Below are 15896 nucleotides of genomic sequence, written 5' to 3'. Positions count from 1 at the left end.
GTTGACGATTCCAGCAGTTTAGTGGTTAAGACTGCCATTGAATAGGAGGCTCGGTGCAGACGTGAATGGTTCTTTCCTAAGCAAGCGAAAGCTCGCCGGCCTAGTTGTCGGCGCGATTCTGCTTCTAATTAGTATGTTATGCAGTGTATTGTACGGTCTTCATCAATTCAGCTTGAAAGATCTATGGCTGGCTTACAGTCAATTCAACGGTTCCAACGAACATCTTATTCTGACGAAGGTTCGTGTTCCCCGAACCCTGATTGCAGCACTGGTGGGGGCAAGCTTAGCAGTAGCCGGGGCGATTATGCAGGTTTTGACAAGAAATCCGCTGGCTTCGCCCTCTGTCTTCGGTGTAAATGCGGGCGCTGTGCTATTTATTGTCATCGGGCTACTCGTATTCGGTTCCTCGTTAACGATGAGCGGTATGGTCTGGCTTGCTTTCGCAGGTGCGGTCGCAACATCAGTGGTCGTCTATACGCTTGGATTGCAAGGCGGTGGTTTCGAGCCGGTAAAGCTGACCTTGGCCGGCACTTGTATGGCAGCTTTCGCTTCCTCCATTACATCCGGCATTATTCTAATTAATAAGCAGTCGTTGGAATCTGCCCTATTCTGGATGATCGGCTCTGTAGAAGGAAGAGATCTGGAGCATTTACTGATGGTTCTACCTTATATGGCAATAGGAATGACGATCTCATTATTACTCTCGGGCTCGTTAAATATAATGGCGATTGGAGACGATAACGCGAAGAGCTTGGGACAGCGTCTAACGCTGGTCCGCGTGCTGTCGGCCACGGCAATTGTACTATTGGCGGGAAGCTCGGTAGCAGCAGCTGGTCCGATTGCTTTCATAGGACTTATTGTCCCTCACCTATGCAGATACATCGTTGGGCATGATTTTAGATGGCTGCTTCCTTATACCGCATTAGTTGGGGCGATTCTTTTGGTGACTGCGGATTTAGCATCACGCTTTATTCTGGAATCCAGAGAAGTACCGGTTGGTGTCGCAACGGCAATTATCGGAGTTCCCTTTCTGATCCATGTGGCTAGGAGGAAACAGCATGCTTAAAGTGCGTATAGCGAAGCATTCGTTCTTGTTGTTTTTAGGTTTAACTTGTCTCCTTGCCGCCTTGTCACTCCTTAGTTTATCCGTGGGGGGAGTTAGCGTACCATTAAAAGAGGTACTTGCTTCCCTTACGGGGCGAAACTCAGAAGCCAGTAACCTGATCATTATGCAGTTCCGTCTGCCTCGGATAGCGGCTGCTATACTCATTGGCGCAGCATTAGCTGTAGCGGGTGCGCTATTACAAGGCGTCATCCGCAATCCGCTCGCTTCGCCCGATCTGCTGGGTGTAACCGGAGGGGCATCGGTAGCCGTGGTTGCCTTCATGACTTTTGTGACCGGCTACAGTATCCACTGGGTACCGTTCATTGCCATCGGCGGTGCGTTGGTTGCGACAACTATTAATTATGTATTTGCTTGGAAAAAAGGTGTGTCGCCGTTTCGGCTGGTGCTGATCGGCATTGGCATTTCTACCGCAATGGGCGCGCTCACTACGTTCCTGCTAATTAGCGGGCCGGCTTATTTGGCCGCACAAGTGCTGAATTGGATGACGGGAAGCATCTACGGCACCAATTGGAGTTATATTGAAGTGCTGTGGCCGTGGGTAGCGATATTCATTCCTTTATCGCTACTGCTCGCGAAGGAATTAAATGTGCAATCCTTAGGTGAGGATGTCGCTCGCGGGCTTGGAAGCAGGCTTCAGCTAAGTCGAATGATTCTCTTATTTTATAGCGTTGCACTTGCCGGTGCTGCGGTTGGCGTAGCCGGGACGATATCGTTCATCGGATTGATGGCACCGCATATCGCCAGAATGCTTGTTGGGAATTCTTACAAGCTGATCATCCCCGTATCCGCGTTAATAGGTGCAATCATTCTACTGTTGGCGGATTTGGCAGGAAGAATGCTTTTTCAACCGCTAGATGTTCCGGCAGGCGTATTCACAGCAGGCATTGGAGCTCCTTTTTTCATGTATCTGCTGTTTAAGCGCAAGAAGATTTAGATCTTCTTTCAAAAGGATGAGAACAGAGGGAGGCAAAGAATGGGCCAGAAATTGGAGCTTTTTGACGTAACTATAATCGGTGGAGGACCGGCGGGGTTGTATGCTGCCTTTTACAGTGGGATGCGCGAAATGAAGACGAAGCTGATTGAGGCGAGAGAGGAGCTTGGAGGAAGGACATTAATGTATCCAGAGAAGATCGTCTGGGATGTCGGCGGCATGGCCCCCGTTCGCGCAGCGCAGCTGACAAAGCTCATGATCCAGCAAGCTCAAACTTTTGATCCGACCATTGTACTGGGTCAACAAATTACCAGGTTGGAGAGATTGGTTGATGGCACGATGCGTATAACATCTGCGACCGGAGAGCAGCATTGGAGCCGGACGCTGATTTTGGCTATAGGCCATGGTGCGCTAAAGCTTGCTAAGCTTAACCTGCCCGGAGCGGAAAATTACGAAAAGGATAATCTCCATTATAACGTTACGGATGTGGCAAGCTTTCGCGGTAAAAGAGTGCTAATCTCTGGTGGCGGGGATTCAGCTGTCGATTGGGCTAATGAACTAGTAGGAATCGCTTCATCGGTTACGCTCGTGCACAGGCGGGATCGCTTCAGCGGTATGGAACGGAATGTGAGTCGGATGAAGGCATCGAACGTCCAAGTTCTTACGCCATATGCGATTAAGGATTTATACGGGAATGGCAATCGCCTTGATGCTGTTTCAATCGCTCCATTAAATGCGGACGGGGAATGGACGGATGAAACAGAACAGGAGTGTCTTGCGGTGGATGCCGTCCTAATTAATCATGGGCTACGCGGGGATCTAGGCCCTATTGTAGATTGGGGGCTAGTGAGAGAGGATTGGAATTTTAGTGCGGACGAGAAGCTGGCAACCAATCTTCCGGGGGTGTTCGTGGCTGGAGATACGGCAAACTACGGCAGCAAGCTTTATCTTATTGCCGGAGCTTTTACGGATGCAGCGTTAGCCGTGAACAGCGCCAAGCTGTATATTGAGCCGGATGCGTCAACAAGAGCGCAGGTCTCTTCACATAACAGGAAGTTTGATGAGAAGAACAGGGCGTTAGAACTTGTAGAGGAACGAAGCTGAAGGGATGACTTACAAGCGATTTAACTTCATTAATAGTTTTGGAAAGTTTATCTGTGTTTGAAGCAGAATTTCAGCTACTATTGTTAAAGGATAGAACAGTAACTATTCCTAGGCTAATGCACATAATTAATAAGACGGTACACTATCGCCTTTATACTCTAACAATCTATCCTTCTAATTATGATTGGAGATGCTATAGATGAACTCATTGAAAAATAAAATAGCAATCGTTACTGGAGCAAGCAGATCCACAGGAATCGGAACAGCCATATGCCGTTCACTTGCAAGCCAGGGGGCAGATATTTTCTTTACGCATTGGCATCCATTTGATGAAGCGGAAGGAAATGGCGGAGAAAAGGAATGGCCGGAGCAACTTTGCGCAGAACTGAAAAGCTTGGGAGTCAGGGCGAGTCATATGGAAGCGGATTTTTCCAATCCTGAAATCTCAATAAAGATTATGGATCAGGCAGAACAAACTTTAGGAAATGCTTCCATTTTGATTAATAATGCAGCTTATTGCGTGCCCACGAATTATCAGAACCTGAGCATCACTTCGTTAGATCAACACTATGTAGTGAACAATCGTGGCACGGTTTTACTCAGTACTGAATTTGCCAGAAGATTCGAAAAGAATCATTCCAAGGGGACTCCAGGTAGAATTATATTTATGGTTTCTAAAGGGCCTGACCCTGATAACCTGGCTTATATATTGACAAAGGGTGCATTAATTGGATTAATTGAACCTCTTTCTGTTGGTTTAGCTCCGCTACATATCACAGTTAATGGTTTTGATCCGGGTCCTACGGATTCCGGGTGGATAACGGATGAGATGAAAACTCATTTTTTACCTATGTTTCCAATGGGAAGAATCGGGTTGCCAGAAGATGCAGCCAGAGGCATTAGTTTCTTAACGAGTGATGATTCGCAGTGGATTACGGGGCAAGTGATAAAGTCTGAAGGTGGATTTCTAGGAAAATAAATGACATGTAAGTACTTCAACCTGGCTACCAATTGATTGGTAGCCTTTTTATGCTAATGGCCAGCATTGCATAACAAAACATGGGAATTGATGATATAATATCCAAACTTAATAATTTAGATATGAAGGGAGAAGCCGAGCATGATTACGCTCAGAAAGATCACACTAGAAAACAGACGTGCCATTTTCAATTTGGAGGTTTCAGACGATCAACGTCGCTTCGTAGCATCCAATTTATCAAGCATGGCTTCGTGTTATGTCCTTGTAACCAATGGTGGTCATCCATTTCCGTTTGCGATTTACGCGGATGATGAGCCGGTTGGTTTTGTAATGTTGACTTATGGTATTACTGGATATGAAGTGCCGTCCTTCGTAAATGATAGCTACTGTATTCTGCGACTAATGATTGATAAACGATACCAGAATCAGGGCTACGGCCGAGATGCCATGACAAGAATTTTAGAATTTATCCGTACTTTACCGGCAGGCCCCGCACAATATTGCTGGATTTCTTATAAGGCTGATAACTTACCCGCTAAAAGGCTCTATGAAAGCTTGGGTTTCCGTGACAGCAGCGAAATTATTGAAGACGAGTTAACAACCGTATTGCGACTTTGATTTGCCTTATACGTTTGAACGGCACGTGATATAGGGTCCTTTTTTTGAGGCAGTATCAAATCACACTTCTAGTATCGAAGATGGAACTGGCTCCCATGTATTGATCGATGTCTGATAGCAATGAGACAAACCGCTACTCGAAAATGCAAGTAACGGTTTTACTAATTATCTATATTCCAACAGTTCAATTACATTGCCAAACGGATCTACAATGGCGCTATAGATGCCTGGAGGACACTCGCGAGGTTCATCGTATAGCACTTCGATACCCAACTGCTTATATTGCTTAATGGAAGTGACTAGGTCCTCGACTTGGAGTCCAATTACAACTTGTGATTCTCTTGGATACTGAACTTGAGTAGAAAGCTCCACTTGACAGAGTACAATCGGAATAGGTTCATGCTTCAAGCTTACCAGGGAATCATCATACTGGGTGGAGATTTCGAATCCTAATTTATTACAATAGAAATCAATAGCTGTTGTCATATCTGCTACGTTAATAGAAATGACGGTGATGTTTGGCATACACTCATACCTCCAGATTATTTATTGACAGCACAACATTCCTTGACCAGCCTCTAACTTACTCTTAAGACTTGAAAGCATCTGCTCCCAAGCATGCTCATGCCAGCTTCTGGTTCGGATTCTGTCCATCCCGAATGACATAACGTAACGAGTGTACCAATGGAAACAGCTTTCAACTTTACCTCAACCTGTGTTAGATATGCGGGATCATTCATGACCTCAGCAAACGGATCAGGGCCTTTCCATTCAAAGATGAGTGAATATGGTGCGTCTATATGAAGTATTTTACAGCCAATGGTACTCATCGATTGCTTATGATTCGGATCGAAATAAAGTTCGTATTCTCCACCTTTCTTCAAGTCGACTAATGCTTCTGGTGCAAACCATTCTGATAGACGATCCGATTCAGTCCATGCCTTCCATACCAACTCTAGATTACTATTCACGACAATTTGAGATACAAGACTCATCTGATCACCTCTTTTCAAGAAGATTACTATCAATTGGATTAAGTATATGGGATTATTTAGCTTGTAAAGTCTTCTAGTTTGCTCTCTTTCGGTTAAATTTCTCAAACAATAGCAGAGGTAAATTAACGACGATTGGTGGATCATAGGGGAGCGGGTCCCTTAAGAGGATCTTTACGTGCAACTTCGTTGTATGATCCACTTCAACAGGCTCATCATTTTTACCTCGCAAACATGCATCCAGCTTAAAATAGTCAACAGGATTACGACTCCAAGGAATACCTGCTGCAAGTATGTAATACGTACCAGGTGTGATATCAGTAAATAGGCATTCGCGATTGTTCATATTGAGCGCAGTGCCGATGATTGGTTTCTGATCAGGAATGGGGCGTGGAAACAGCCCTACAAATAATAGACCGTGAAAATCCGGTGGTGTCTCTAGCTGACAGCGAATGTACATGCGTGGTGAGAATGGCAGTTTGTCAGATGTTAAGGGTGTGTGTTCATACTGATTCATATGGGAGGCTAGTTCAGAAGAGGTGGCTGCAAACTTCTTAGGTGATAGGCCAACGAATTGCTTGAACCGATGATGGAAGGAGCCGGTACTTCGGAAGCCGATCGAGAGGATAATCTTCATTAGCAACGAAGGTTGTTTCAGTAACGCTTGTTTACCTGATTCCATTCGCAAGGCGGACAAATATTGGCGTGGTGAAATTCCTGTTACCTGCTTAAATATTCTCGTGAAGTGATAGGCGCTGTAACCAACCAGATGAGCGAGTTGCTCTGAAGTTACTTCTTCATCAAGATGCTCTTTCATGTATTGAATAGCTAGCTCCGTCGCGTGGATATAGCTATGATGTGGTAGATGAGTAGGCTCTATGTTAACCATCTCCTTCCTTATCATAGGGGGTTCATAGTGTGTAATATTAAAAAATCCTATATATGTAGTATTTTAGGTTTTATCTGAACGCAGTACAATGCTTACTTTAAAATATGTAATAAGGAAAGCTCGAGGTGTGGTATGGACAGAGTAGCGAATATAAGAACGGAAGAGAAGAGATATCATGACTTGTGTTACGATAGTTATAATTTGTTCGAGCCAGGTTCCTGGCTACATAGACCCGTAAAGACGGTAATTGATCTATTAGAAGAATACAGAGATCAAGAATACTTAAGTGTATTAGATTTAGGAGCTGGAATTGGTAGGAATAGTATCCCCATAGCGGAATCCATGGAAAATAGAAATGGAAAGGTAGTTTGCGTTGATTTATTGGAGTCTGCCATAGAAAAATTACAAAGTTATAGTAAGCAATTTGGAGTCGAACCATTTATTGTAACAAGATTATCTGATATTGAACATTTCGTTATCGATAAGGAGGAGTATGACATTATTTTAGCAGTGTCTTGTTTGGAACATGTAAGTTCGGAGAAAGCTCTGGAAAGTAAGCTTAACGAAATGATTATTGGAACTAAAAGAAATGGAATCAATTGCATTATTATCGGATCGAACATACAAGAGGTAAACCTTATAAATGGACAGGAATTAGATCCAATGTTTGAAGTGAATTTATCTACAGAACAAATGATGAAATTATTAGTTGATCAGTACACTGGATGGGAAGTTCAACAACAATCTGTAAAACAATTAGAATATGAAATTGAAAGAAAAGGACAAGCTGTAAAACTGACAACAGACTGTATTACCTTTGTTGCTAAGAAGTTATAAAAAAACACTAGGAGATGATTATGCCTTTTACCTTTGCTCATCCTATTTTTGCACTTCCGTTTAAATATGTGAAACCAAAATATTTTAGTGCTACCGGCTTGATTCTAGGAAGTATGTCACCTGATTTTGAATATTTTATTATGCTTGAGCCCTATCAAAGTATAGGACATTCTCTAACAGGACTATTTTTGCAGGCGATTCCCCTAAGTGTGATCTTTGCCGTGATTTTCCATAGTATCGTTAAGGAGATTTTAGTATTGCATCTTCCTTCAAACTATAATATCGATCAACGAGCATACAATACCTTGAGCAAGTGGAGTTTGAATTCTAAGGGCTGGGTAGTGTTTATCCTATCTGTGATTATTGGTTTCTTAACACATGTGTTCATCGACGGGTTTACGCATTTTAATGGTTACTTTGTTGAGCGATATTCTCCTCTAAGAGAATTAATGATTTATAATTTACCTCTTTATAAAATACTTCAGCATTCTTTTTCGGTATCCGGATTACTCTTGCTAATCTGGATGATAATTAGTTCTTTGTATCGACACCATGAAACGGTAACGATAATGCCAACAGTAACAACAAAACAAAAAGTTATTTTCTGGACATCAGTAGTTGTTGTAGCTGTAGCTGTAACCAGTATGAAGTTACTTTTTAGTTCGAGCAGGAATATAATTGGTATTTTTGTGGTTTCGCCTATTACAGGGGGATATTTAGGAATACTGCTTGTATCGATCATAATAAGAGGTTTACAAAAGACAAAATAATCATAATTCGTTAAATAAATTACGAGTAAGAATATCATCGCATCATTAAAGCATTCATTGGTTGTTTTTTGCAATAATAGAATTTATAAAATTTCTAGACTGCGGAGAAATGTGAAACAAATTCAATGAATGGTCTATATTCAACTGCTGGCTAAGGGGACCTTATATCCTTCGAAATGCATGTTTTAGTCGAGCTTACGGACAAATGTATGTGGAAAACCGAATACAATGTGCCGCTGGTAACGTAAACGAGCCGAATGTATGCGAAAAATCGAATACAATGTGCCGCCAGTAACGTAAACGAGCCAAATGTATGCGAAAAACCGAATACAATGTACCGATAGTAACATAAACGAGCCAAATGTATGCGAAAAATCGAATACAATGTGCCACCGGTAACGTAAACGAGCTAAATGTATGCGAAAAATCGAATAAATGTGCCGCCAGTAACGTAAACGAGCCAAATGTATGCGAAAAATCGAATACAATGTGCCGCCAGTAACGTAAACGAGCCAAATGTATGCGGAAAATCGAATACAATGTGCCACCGGTAACGTAAACGAGCCAAATGTATGTGGAAAACCGAATATATTGTGCCGCCGGTAACGTAAACGAGCCAAATGGATGCGAAAAACCGAATACAATGTACCGCCAGTAACGTAAACGAGCCGAATGTATGCGAAAAACCGAATACAATGTGCCGCCGGTAACGTAAACGAGCCGAATGTATGCGAAAAATCGAATACAATATGCCGCCGGTAACATAAACGAGCCGAATGTATGCGAAAAACCGAATACAATGTGCCACCAGTAACGTAACCGAGCCAGCGCTCTGATTCACTCCAAGGACGCCGTCAGGTCCTTTTTTTATTATTTTAAAAATGGTTGAGAAATACATAGTTAATATGGGGAACTTTACTTATAATATTATTTTAGCGTATTTTTCCAGTGCGCTATCAAAACCTTTATTTTATATGCAACACTAGGCTGAAAGGAAGTTATCCCTTGTTTGAGACTTTGCTTTTGAATTTCTTTTTTTTATTGTTTCCAATTGTAATTTTTCTGATTTTCTTTGAGAATCGAGCTTTTGCTTATAATAGTAAGATTCTGGTTCTTCTGTCGGCAGTAACGATGTGTCTCTGTATAGCCAAACCCTTTAAACTCGATATGGGTTTTATTTTTGATTTGAGATATGTCCCGTTTATTATTGTGGCTCTTTTTGGTGGATACAAGAACGTTCTACCGCTGTATATCCTTTTAAATATCTATCGATTTTATGTGGGGGGAGAGGGTACGTTACAATCCTTTCTTTTCGCCACTTCAATCCTAATCCTGGTCCCTCTATATAGTAAAAGGTTCTTAAAACTAGATTCGAAAAGTCGCATCATCGCGGCAACAATAATTTCTTTTCTGACGATGGGATTTTACCTAATTACACTAGGTTTTACACAGGGGAGTTTAAATCGGGAATATTGGTTTCTCACCTTAAATGCCTTTACGACCCATGTCGGGGTGATGTGTATCAATATGATCTTAATAGAAAAGATTATTACTAATATTAAGAATCGCGACCGAATTATGCAATCTGAAAGATTAAATGTTGTGAGCGAGTTAGCGGCAAGTGTATCACATGAAATCAGAAACCCGCTTACAGTGACCAGCGGTTTTTTACAGCTGTTGAATAAATCGAAGACGATCACAAGGGAGGAGAAACAGTACGTAGAATTATCTCTATTAGAATTACAGAGGGCTGAAAAAATCGTGAGTGACTATCTCTCATTTGCTAAGCCGCAATCCGATAATATGGTCTATTCCAACATGCAGCCAGAGTCAGAATATACTAAGAATATCATCATGCCTTATGCCACTATGCACAAAGTAGAGGTCAAATTTAGTTTTAATAATTCGCTATTTAAAAATTATGATCGCAATCAAATACAGCAATGTCTTATTAATCTTTATAAAAACGGAATCGAAGCCATGAAGGAAAAGGACGGTGGTACGCTGTTCATCGATATTTCGGAAAAAAAACAAAATATTATTATCAGTATTCGCGATACTGGCATTGGAATGACAAAGGAAGAAATATCGCGTCTCGGTAAACCGTATTATTCGACCAAAGCTGAAGGGACGGGACTAGGGATGCTTATGGTCTATAGTACCATTGATAAAGTGAAAGGCATTGTTGAAGTCGATAGTGAAAAAGGGAAAGGCACAACGTTCCTTATCACCATCCCAACATAACGGCAAGTTGCAGAGATTCTTGTTTGCTGTTTATCCCCCACTAGGAGTGTGTAATACCTTTCATGAATGGATTTCGTGTCATAAGGGCAACGACCCTGTGCGAAGTCCCATCTGGAGGTGCACCAATGGATATATTTGTAACTATAGGTGTTAAACTGATCATTAGCTTCTTTGGTTTGTGGATTATTACCTTTATTACTGGCCGCAAGACACTTAGCCAATTGACGCCACTCGATTTCCTGTCATCATTGATTTTAAGTGAGATTGTAGGGAATACGATATACGATGATGAGGTGAAGGTCTGGCATCTGCTGTTTGCTCTATTTATCTGGACCGCTTTGTCTTATTTGTTTGAAAAGGCGACTACCCATTTTGTGAAGTTCGGGAACATGGCAGAAGGTCGGACAGTACTATTAATCGACGCTGGCAAAGTGAATCAGGATTTGATGGAGAAATACGATATTGAGTTTACCCAACTGCTGTTCATGCTGCGGCAACAAAATATTTTTTCGTTAAGTGAAGTAAAGTATGCTTTGCTCGAAACGAACGGTTCTCTGTCCGTTATGCGCAAGACTGAAGAAAAGCAGCCGGAGCAGTCTTCTGCTTTTTCCATTACGATTATTGATAAAGGTAGGCTGCTGGAAGATTCCATGCGTGGTAGACAGATGAACAAGATAGAGATTCAGGAATGGATCAGGGAGCAAGGCTATAAATGTATTGAAGACATTGCTTATGCTGAATATAAGGAAGACGGGTCACTCTATATCATACCTAAAAATAAATTATAAACCTTGTTGATAAATTATCTAGTTGGTAACTTTAGGAGGATAAATTTTATGGGGATTTCTTTATGTAAAGCAGGAGTAGATGATGCAGAATTTATTCATCAGATGCAAGTCAAAGCCTTTAGGCCATTGCTGGAGAAATATAAAGATTACGAAACCAGTCCAGCAAATGAGTCCGTAGAACAAATGAGGAATCGAATTAATCAGTCGTTTACAGATTATTATATAATTAAGCATTCTGATATTGCTGTGGGCGGTGTCCGAATCGTTAAAAAGGAAAATAATACTTACCGTGTCAGCCCCATATTTATTATGCCAGAATACCAGGGGATGGGGATCGCCCAGCAGGTTTTTACAATCATCGAACAGAAATATAATGATGCGAAAAAATGAGAGCTGGATAGTATTGAACAAGAGCAGAGGAACTGCTATTTATATGAAAAGGTAGGATATAAACGAACAGAAGAAACAAAGCAAGTAAACGATAAGTTAACTTTAGTATTTTATGAGAAATATATGGAATAAAATTTAGACAGCGGACAGCTTATGTCCACTGTCTTTTTTTTGATGAAAATTAATGAACTTTAATACGCTTCACAAATAACGATAAAATCAATCCTATACCTGCAATCACTGCGATAAATATGTATGCATATGTAATTCCTGCGGTTAAAACTTCAGGCTGTGCAGCGGTTGGATGTGTGTTAGCGAATCGATTTTGTCCGCTAGACATTAGTGTAACAGCGAACGTCGTACCAAGAGCACCTGCGATTTGTTGAAGTGTATTCATGACAGCAGCACCGTCCGGATAGTATTTCACGGGTAATTGATTTAAGCCATTGGTTTGAGCGGGCATAAAGACCATTGCTAATCCGATAAACATAGCGCAGTGTATTAAAATAAAGGTCAGGCTACTGGTTTCAGTAGAGTTGCTTGTGAATAGAAAACCTGCAATGGTTACGATGGAGAAACCAAGCGGCAGCAATAGCTTCGGGCCGAATTTATCAAATATTCTCCCAGTCACTGGAGCCATAGCTCCGTTAATCACACTGCCTGGAAGGAGTAAAATTCCTGCAGCTGTGGCGGATAACAATAAACCTCCTTTTAAATATAACGGTAATAAAATGGCAGAGGACAAAATGATCATCATTCCAAAGAAGACCATAATAAGACCTATTGTAAACATAGGATATTTAAACACTCTTAAATTTAGCATTGGCGTTTCCAATTTAAACTGTCGTAAAACAAACAGGATTAAGCTGATGACACCAACGATAAGAGGAAGATAGACAATGATTTCACTGAAAGCATGGTCAGCGATGTTGCTAAATCCAAATACGATGCCACCAAATCCGAAAGTAGAAAGCAGGATGGATAAAATATCTATTTTAGGCTTAGAGATTTTGGCTATATTTTTGATGAATGTTAATCCGAATCCAAATGTAAATAATAATAAAGGTAAGCTGATCCAAAATATAAACTCCCAGCCCAAATGATCCACGATCAATCCAGATAGCGTTGGTCCGATTGCCGGAGCACACATCGTCACTAGTCCCATCATTCCCATGACCGTTCCGCGTTTATGTGCAGGGAAGATAATTAGAATAATGTTCATCATTAGGGGAAGCAATAAACCAGTTCCCAAAGCTTGCACTAAACGCGCAATTAATAAGGAGGTGAAATTGGGGGAGAGGGCAGCAATTAAAGTACCAACGATAGATAATAGCAAGGATGCTGTGAATAATTGTCTTGTGGTAAACCATTGCATTAATAGGGCGGATATCGGAACGAGGATACCTAATACAAGTAAATATCCTGTGGTTAGCCATTGAACCGTTGAGGCGTTGATTGAAAATTCATCCATTAAGTTGGTAAAAGCCATATTTAAGGCGGTTTCACTAAATAGCCCAACGAATGCTCCTAGCATAAGTGAGAAGGCCATTAGGGCGGGACGTTTAACTTGAACAGCTGCTGTTGATTCCATGATAAGGATAAACCTCTTTTCAGAAATAGATTCGAATTATTTTTATGCAAAAGATGATATGTCAACTATTGAGCAAGGGAGATGCATTTATGCCTCTCTTACATTATTCTGCACACGGGTTAACAAAGTTGTTAGCGTGGAGTAATCTGCAGGTGATAATCCTGCCGCTATAATTTCGTTTAATTTGATCGTCACCTCATTGATGGTAGTCTCTAATTTCCTGCCTTCGTCTGTGACAAAAACATTTACCGACCGACGATCTTGCGTACTTGTTACTTTATGTATATATCCCTTGTTCTCTAAGCTAGCGATCATTCGGGCAACACTGGCTTTATCCTTCCCAAGTTGATTAGCAATCTCATTCTGAGATAGACCTTCTTTCTCAAGCAACAACGCCATTAGTAAATGTTGTTCAGGCGCAAGCCGAACGGGTGCAAGCAATTTTGTTAAATAATTGGCTATTTCTAAGTGTAAATCTCGAATAACTAAACCTAATCGGTCTTTGGAATCCATGTGATCTCTCCTAATTGAAATATAGATGATATATCAACTTTTATGATCTGTTTATATTAACATAAAGTAACTAATGCATGTCAAGTTAAAGAGAAATCAAGTACATAGGGTTAAGAAAATTTAAAGTAGAATTATAGATTTTAGTACAAGCGTGAAGACCTCTTCCACAATATATTGTTATAAATACATTGTAGGAGGGAAAATCATGAAGCAAAGAATATCTTCAATAAGAAGAGTCAAAAGTTCTTTGAGTAAAGGAATAAAAGCGAATCGTAGTCCCGTTACGAAAAGAGTAGGGCAGCCAAGGATTCATATAAGACAAGCTAACGCATTTGAGTTGCAAGTCTTTCGATTAGTCAACGAGGAACGGACAAGTAGAGGAATTGCTGCTTTAACTCTTAATTCTCGGCTTACTGATCTTGCAGTTTTGAAGTCAAGAGATATGAGGGATAATAATTATTTTAGCCATACCTCTCCAACTTATGGTACCCCCTCTCAAATGTTAGATCGATTTGGTGTAGCTTGGCGTGCTTATGGAGAAAATATTGCGGAAGGCCAAGCCACACCTGAAGCAGTAATGAGATCGTGGATGAATAGCCCTGGCCATAGAGCTAATATTTTGGATCCTCGCTTTACGGATATTGGGGTTGGTTATGTAGGAGGAACATCTACTAGTCGATATCAACATTATTGGACACAGCTGTTTATACAGAAACCATAAGAGATTTCAGAAAAGCCACTCTATAATGAAATACGCCTCTGATTGTTTGTCTGACCATCGAGGTGAAGTTCATTTACGGGGTGGTTTGTTTTGTATTTTTGACCTGTTTTACAGAAACCTTTCTGGATGAATGTCGTCTAACAAGATATGGAATTTTGAGGAGGGGAACTATGCGTAAAAAATGGATGCTTATAGGCGTCTTTCTGCTTATGGTAATCACTCCATTGATTGATATCACAAAGGTACAAGCTGCAAAAGTATGGTTTGACGGAACTAGTAGCGCGGAGCAACTAAAGGCACTAGCTTCGATTAATAAAATCCGGCAACAAATGGGGTTGGATGAAGTAAAACTTGATCCTGCCCTCGTTAAGGCGGCGATTAATCATGCTCGCTACGCTAATGTTAATTTTACGATAAAGACTGAAGACGATTTATCTATAGAAGTGAAAGGTCGTGAGTTCTTTACCCAACAAACGCCTAAAAAGAATGAAACGTTCGGATATGACGTAGAATACGATCCGATCGAACGTTCGGCGGACATTTGGACAGGTCTTTTATGAATATAAATAATCTATTTTTCCACATACTATATTGTAATTACAGATACTTTAATGACCCCAAGAGAAATTGGAGTAAGCTCGTTAGAACCCTTCAACATCATGAACTTCTCTTAGTGACTGGAGGGAAGGGCAGCTTTATGATTGAGCGAAAACGGCATTCGTTTAAAGCTGGTATGTTATTCTATATTTCTCCAGATGTTAAGCATTCAATAGAGATAGAGGCTGAAGATCCCTTATGCTTTCTGTCCGTTCATTTTAACTACGCGAAGGTGAGCATGAACGAGGAGAAATGGGGAATTAGTGGTGATGTGGATTCCCTCCATTTGCAAGCTGTATCCGAATTGAAGGATTATTATCAAGTGGAAGATATCTTCAGACAAATGATTCAGAGCTGGAATACGAAGCTGCCAGGATATGAATTTGTAGCGAAGACTTTGTTACAGCAGCTTATTATTGCAATTGCTCAAAATACACAAAAACAAAGTCAAAATTACTCCACTTCATTAAAAGTGGAAAAAATTATTAATTATATGCATCAAAAGATCAATGAGAAAGTTAGCTTGAGCGAATTATCTGAGTTGGTACAGCTTTCACCTGCTTATTTATCACGAGCATTCAAAGAGATTACAGGTTATTCGATCATTGAGTTTTTTAATAAAATGAAAATTGATAAAGCGAAAGAGCTGATTCTTGAAGGAGACATTAAAATCAAAGCGGTTGCGCAAACCCTTGGATTTACGGATGAATTTTATTTCAGCAGAATTTTCAAAAGAATGACAGGCATCAGCCCTTCGGAATTTCAGAGCAAAAATGTCCATGGAGTTTAGAATAATGCATGGTATA

Annotated in this window: 17 protein-coding genes and 1 pseudogene; 13 read left to right on the top strand and 5 right to left on the bottom strand. The window is 40.8% G+C overall.

Translation table 11 applies throughout. The annotated features are described in order from the left end of the window. Positions 1-61: 61 nt before the first annotated feature. The 5 genes from ACN6KS_RS19420 (at position 62) to ACN6KS_RS19400 (ending at position 4758) form a co-directional block, all read left to right on the top strand. Positions 62-1066 carry a FecCD family ABC transporter permease gene (locus ACN6KS_RS19420; RefSeq protein WP_440960303.1) on the top strand — a complete coding sequence of 335 codons (1005 nt, stop codon included), beginning with the start codon at positions 62-64 and terminating at the stop codon, positions 1064-1066. Further along, positions 1059-2060, top strand: a complete 1002-nt coding sequence (locus ACN6KS_RS19415) for a FecCD family ABC transporter permease (protein ID WP_440960302.1) — start codon at positions 1059-1061, stop codon at positions 2058-2060. The genes ACN6KS_RS19420 and ACN6KS_RS19415 overlap by 8 nt, the downstream gene beginning before the upstream one ends. A 39-nt stretch (positions 2061-2099) precedes the next feature. Continuing rightward, a complete protein-coding gene (locus ACN6KS_RS19410; protein ID WP_440960301.1) occupies positions 2100-3161 on the top strand; it encodes an NAD(P)/FAD-dependent oxidoreductase in 1062 nt (353 codons plus the stop codon). A gap of 199 nt (positions 3162-3360) precedes the next feature. Further along, positions 3361-4140, top strand: coding sequence for an SDR family oxidoreductase (locus tag ACN6KS_RS19405; RefSeq protein WP_440960300.1), 780 nt, complete (start codon positions 3361-3363; stop codon positions 4138-4140). A gap of 141 nt (positions 4141-4281) precedes the next feature. Next, positions 4282-4758 carry a GNAT family N-acetyltransferase gene (locus ACN6KS_RS19400; protein ID WP_440960299.1) on the top strand — a complete coding sequence of 159 codons (477 nt, stop codon included), beginning with the start codon at positions 4282-4284 and terminating at the stop codon, positions 4756-4758. A 165-nt stretch (positions 4759-4923) separates the two neighbouring features. On the opposite strand, the gene ACN6KS_RS19395 is transcribed toward ACN6KS_RS19400, so the two are convergent. The 3 genes from ACN6KS_RS19395 to ACN6KS_RS19385 form a co-directional block, all read right to left on the bottom strand. Continuing rightward, complete coding sequence (locus tag ACN6KS_RS19395; RefSeq protein ID WP_440960298.1) at positions 4924-5283, bottom strand: VOC family protein; 360 nt, start codon at positions 5281-5283, stop codon at positions 4924-4926. Between the two features lie 53 nt (positions 5284-5336). Beyond that, a complete protein-coding gene (locus tag ACN6KS_RS19390) occupies positions 5337-5753 on the bottom strand; it encodes an SRPBCC family protein (protein WP_440960297.1) in 417 nt (138 codons plus the stop codon). A 73-nt stretch (positions 5754-5826) separates the two neighbouring features. Continuing rightward, positions 5827-6567, bottom strand: coding sequence for a helix-turn-helix transcriptional regulator (locus tag ACN6KS_RS19385; protein ID WP_440960296.1), 741 nt, complete (start codon positions 6565-6567; stop codon positions 5827-5829). A 204-nt stretch (positions 6568-6771) separates the two neighbouring features. Between ACN6KS_RS19385 and ACN6KS_RS19380 the strand changes: the two genes are divergently transcribed. The 5 genes and pseudogenes from ACN6KS_RS19380 (at position 6772) to ACN6KS_RS19360 (ending at position 11800) form a co-directional block, all read left to right on the top strand. Next, positions 6772-7476: a class I SAM-dependent methyltransferase gene (locus tag ACN6KS_RS19380; RefSeq protein WP_440960295.1), complete on the top strand. Its 705-nt coding sequence runs from the start codon at positions 6772-6774 to the stop codon at positions 7474-7476. Positions 7477-7496: 20 nt separating this feature from the next. Beyond that, positions 7497-8246 carry a DUF4184 family protein gene (locus ACN6KS_RS19375; protein WP_440960294.1) on the top strand — a complete coding sequence of 250 codons (750 nt, stop codon included), beginning with the start codon at positions 7497-7499 and terminating at the stop codon, positions 8244-8246. 1005 nt (positions 8247-9251) lie between these two features. Continuing rightward, a complete protein-coding gene (locus tag ACN6KS_RS19370; protein ID WP_094874496.1) occupies positions 9252-10490 on the top strand; it encodes an ATP-binding protein in 1239 nt (412 codons plus the stop codon). Between the two features lie 125 nt (positions 10491-10615). Next, positions 10616-11278 carry a DUF421 domain-containing protein gene (locus tag ACN6KS_RS19365; RefSeq protein ID WP_440960293.1) on the top strand — a complete coding sequence of 221 codons (663 nt, stop codon included), beginning with the start codon at positions 10616-10618 and terminating at the stop codon, positions 11276-11278. 48 nt (positions 11279-11326) lie between these two features. Further along, positions 11327-11800: pseudogene (locus ACN6KS_RS19360) on the top strand (GNAT family N-acetyltransferase). Positions 11801-11849: 49 nt separating this feature from the next. Here ACN6KS_RS19360 and ACN6KS_RS19355 read toward each other — a convergent pair. Both ACN6KS_RS19355 and ACN6KS_RS19350 read right to left on the bottom strand, forming a co-directional pair. Continuing rightward, positions 11850-13259 (bottom strand): MDR family MFS transporter, encoded by a 1410-nt coding sequence (locus tag ACN6KS_RS19355; RefSeq protein WP_440960292.1) that lies wholly within the window; start codon positions 13257-13259, stop codon positions 11850-11852. Positions 13260-13346: 87 nt separating this feature from the next. Then, positions 13347-13772: a MarR family winged helix-turn-helix transcriptional regulator gene (locus ACN6KS_RS19350; RefSeq protein WP_094874500.1), complete on the bottom strand. Its 426-nt coding sequence runs from the start codon at positions 13770-13772 to the stop codon at positions 13347-13349. A 205-nt stretch (positions 13773-13977) separates the two neighbouring features. Here ACN6KS_RS19350 and ACN6KS_RS19345 point away from each other — a divergent pair, with 205 nt between their 5' ends. The 3 genes from ACN6KS_RS19345 (at position 13978) to ACN6KS_RS19335 (ending at position 15880) form a co-directional block, all read left to right on the top strand. Continuing rightward, positions 13978-14493: a CAP domain-containing protein gene (locus ACN6KS_RS19345; RefSeq protein ID WP_440960291.1), complete on the top strand. Its 516-nt coding sequence runs from the start codon at positions 13978-13980 to the stop codon at positions 14491-14493. Between the two features lie 170 nt (positions 14494-14663). Further along, positions 14664-15053, top strand: coding sequence for a CAP domain-containing protein (locus tag ACN6KS_RS19340; RefSeq protein WP_440960290.1), 390 nt, complete (start codon positions 14664-14666; stop codon positions 15051-15053). After that, positions 15050-15880, top strand: a complete 831-nt coding sequence (locus ACN6KS_RS19335; RefSeq protein ID WP_280786499.1) for an AraC family transcriptional regulator — start codon at positions 15050-15052, stop codon at positions 15878-15880. Before ACN6KS_RS19340 ends, ACN6KS_RS19335 begins: the two co-directional genes overlap by 4 nt. Positions 15881-15896: the final 16 nt, after the last annotated feature.

The organism is Paenibacillus nitricinens, assembly GCF_052056485.1.
Taxonomy (GTDB): Bacteria; Bacillota; Bacilli; order Paenibacillales; family Paenibacillaceae; genus Paenibacillus_AQ; species Paenibacillus_AQ nitricinens.
This window is presented reverse-complemented; position numbering and strand designations above follow the sequence as displayed.

Bases quoted from the DNA above. Each gene is read 5' to 3' on its own strand.
- ACN6KS_RS19390 (WP_440960297.1), bottom strand. From the start codon at position 5,753: ATGAGTCTTGTATCTCAAATTGTCGTGAATAGTAATCTAGAGTTGGTA.
- ACN6KS_RS19395 (WP_440960298.1), bottom strand. From the start codon at position 5,283: ATGCCAAACATCACCGTCATTTCTATTAACGTAGCAGATATGACAACA.
- ACN6KS_RS19335 (WP_280786499.1), top strand. From the start codon at position 15,050: ATGAATATAAATAATCTATTTTTCCACATACTATATTGTAATTACAGA.
- ACN6KS_RS19355 (WP_440960292.1), bottom strand. From the start codon at position 13,259: ATGGAATCAACAGCAGCTGTTCAAGTTAAACGTCCCGCCCTAATGGCC.
- ACN6KS_RS19380 (WP_440960295.1), top strand. From the start codon at position 6,772: ATGGACAGAGTAGCGAATATAAGAACGGAAGAGAAGAGATATCATGAC.
- ACN6KS_RS19365 (WP_440960293.1), top strand. From the start codon at position 10,616: ATGGATATATTTGTAACTATAGGTGTTAAACTGATCATTAGCTTCTTT.
- ACN6KS_RS19385 (WP_440960296.1), bottom strand. From the start codon at position 6,567: ATGAAAGAGCATCTTGATGAAGAAGTAACTTCAGAGCAACTCGCTCAT.
- ACN6KS_RS19340 (WP_440960290.1), top strand. From the start codon at position 14,664: ATGCGTAAAAAATGGATGCTTATAGGCGTCTTTCTGCTTATGGTAATC.
- ACN6KS_RS19405 (WP_440960300.1), top strand. From the start codon at position 3,361: ATGAACTCATTGAAAAATAAAATAGCAATCGTTACTGGAGCAAGCAGA.
- ACN6KS_RS19410 (WP_440960301.1), top strand. From the start codon at position 2,100: ATGGGCCAGAAATTGGAGCTTTTTGACGTAACTATAATCGGTGGAGGA.
- ACN6KS_RS19400 (WP_440960299.1), top strand. From the start codon at position 4,282: ATGATTACGCTCAGAAAGATCACACTAGAAAACAGACGTGCCATTTTC.
- ACN6KS_RS19375 (WP_440960294.1), top strand. From the start codon at position 7,497: ATGCCTTTTACCTTTGCTCATCCTATTTTTGCACTTCCGTTTAAATAT.
- ACN6KS_RS19415 (WP_440960302.1), top strand. From the start codon at position 1,059: ATGCTTAAAGTGCGTATAGCGAAGCATTCGTTCTTGTTGTTTTTAGGT.
- ACN6KS_RS19350 (WP_094874500.1), bottom strand. From the start codon at position 13,772: ATGGATTCCAAAGACCGATTAGGTTTAGTTATTCGAGATTTACACTTA.
- ACN6KS_RS19345 (WP_440960291.1), top strand. From the start codon at position 13,978: ATGAAGCAAAGAATATCTTCAATAAGAAGAGTCAAAAGTTCTTTGAGT.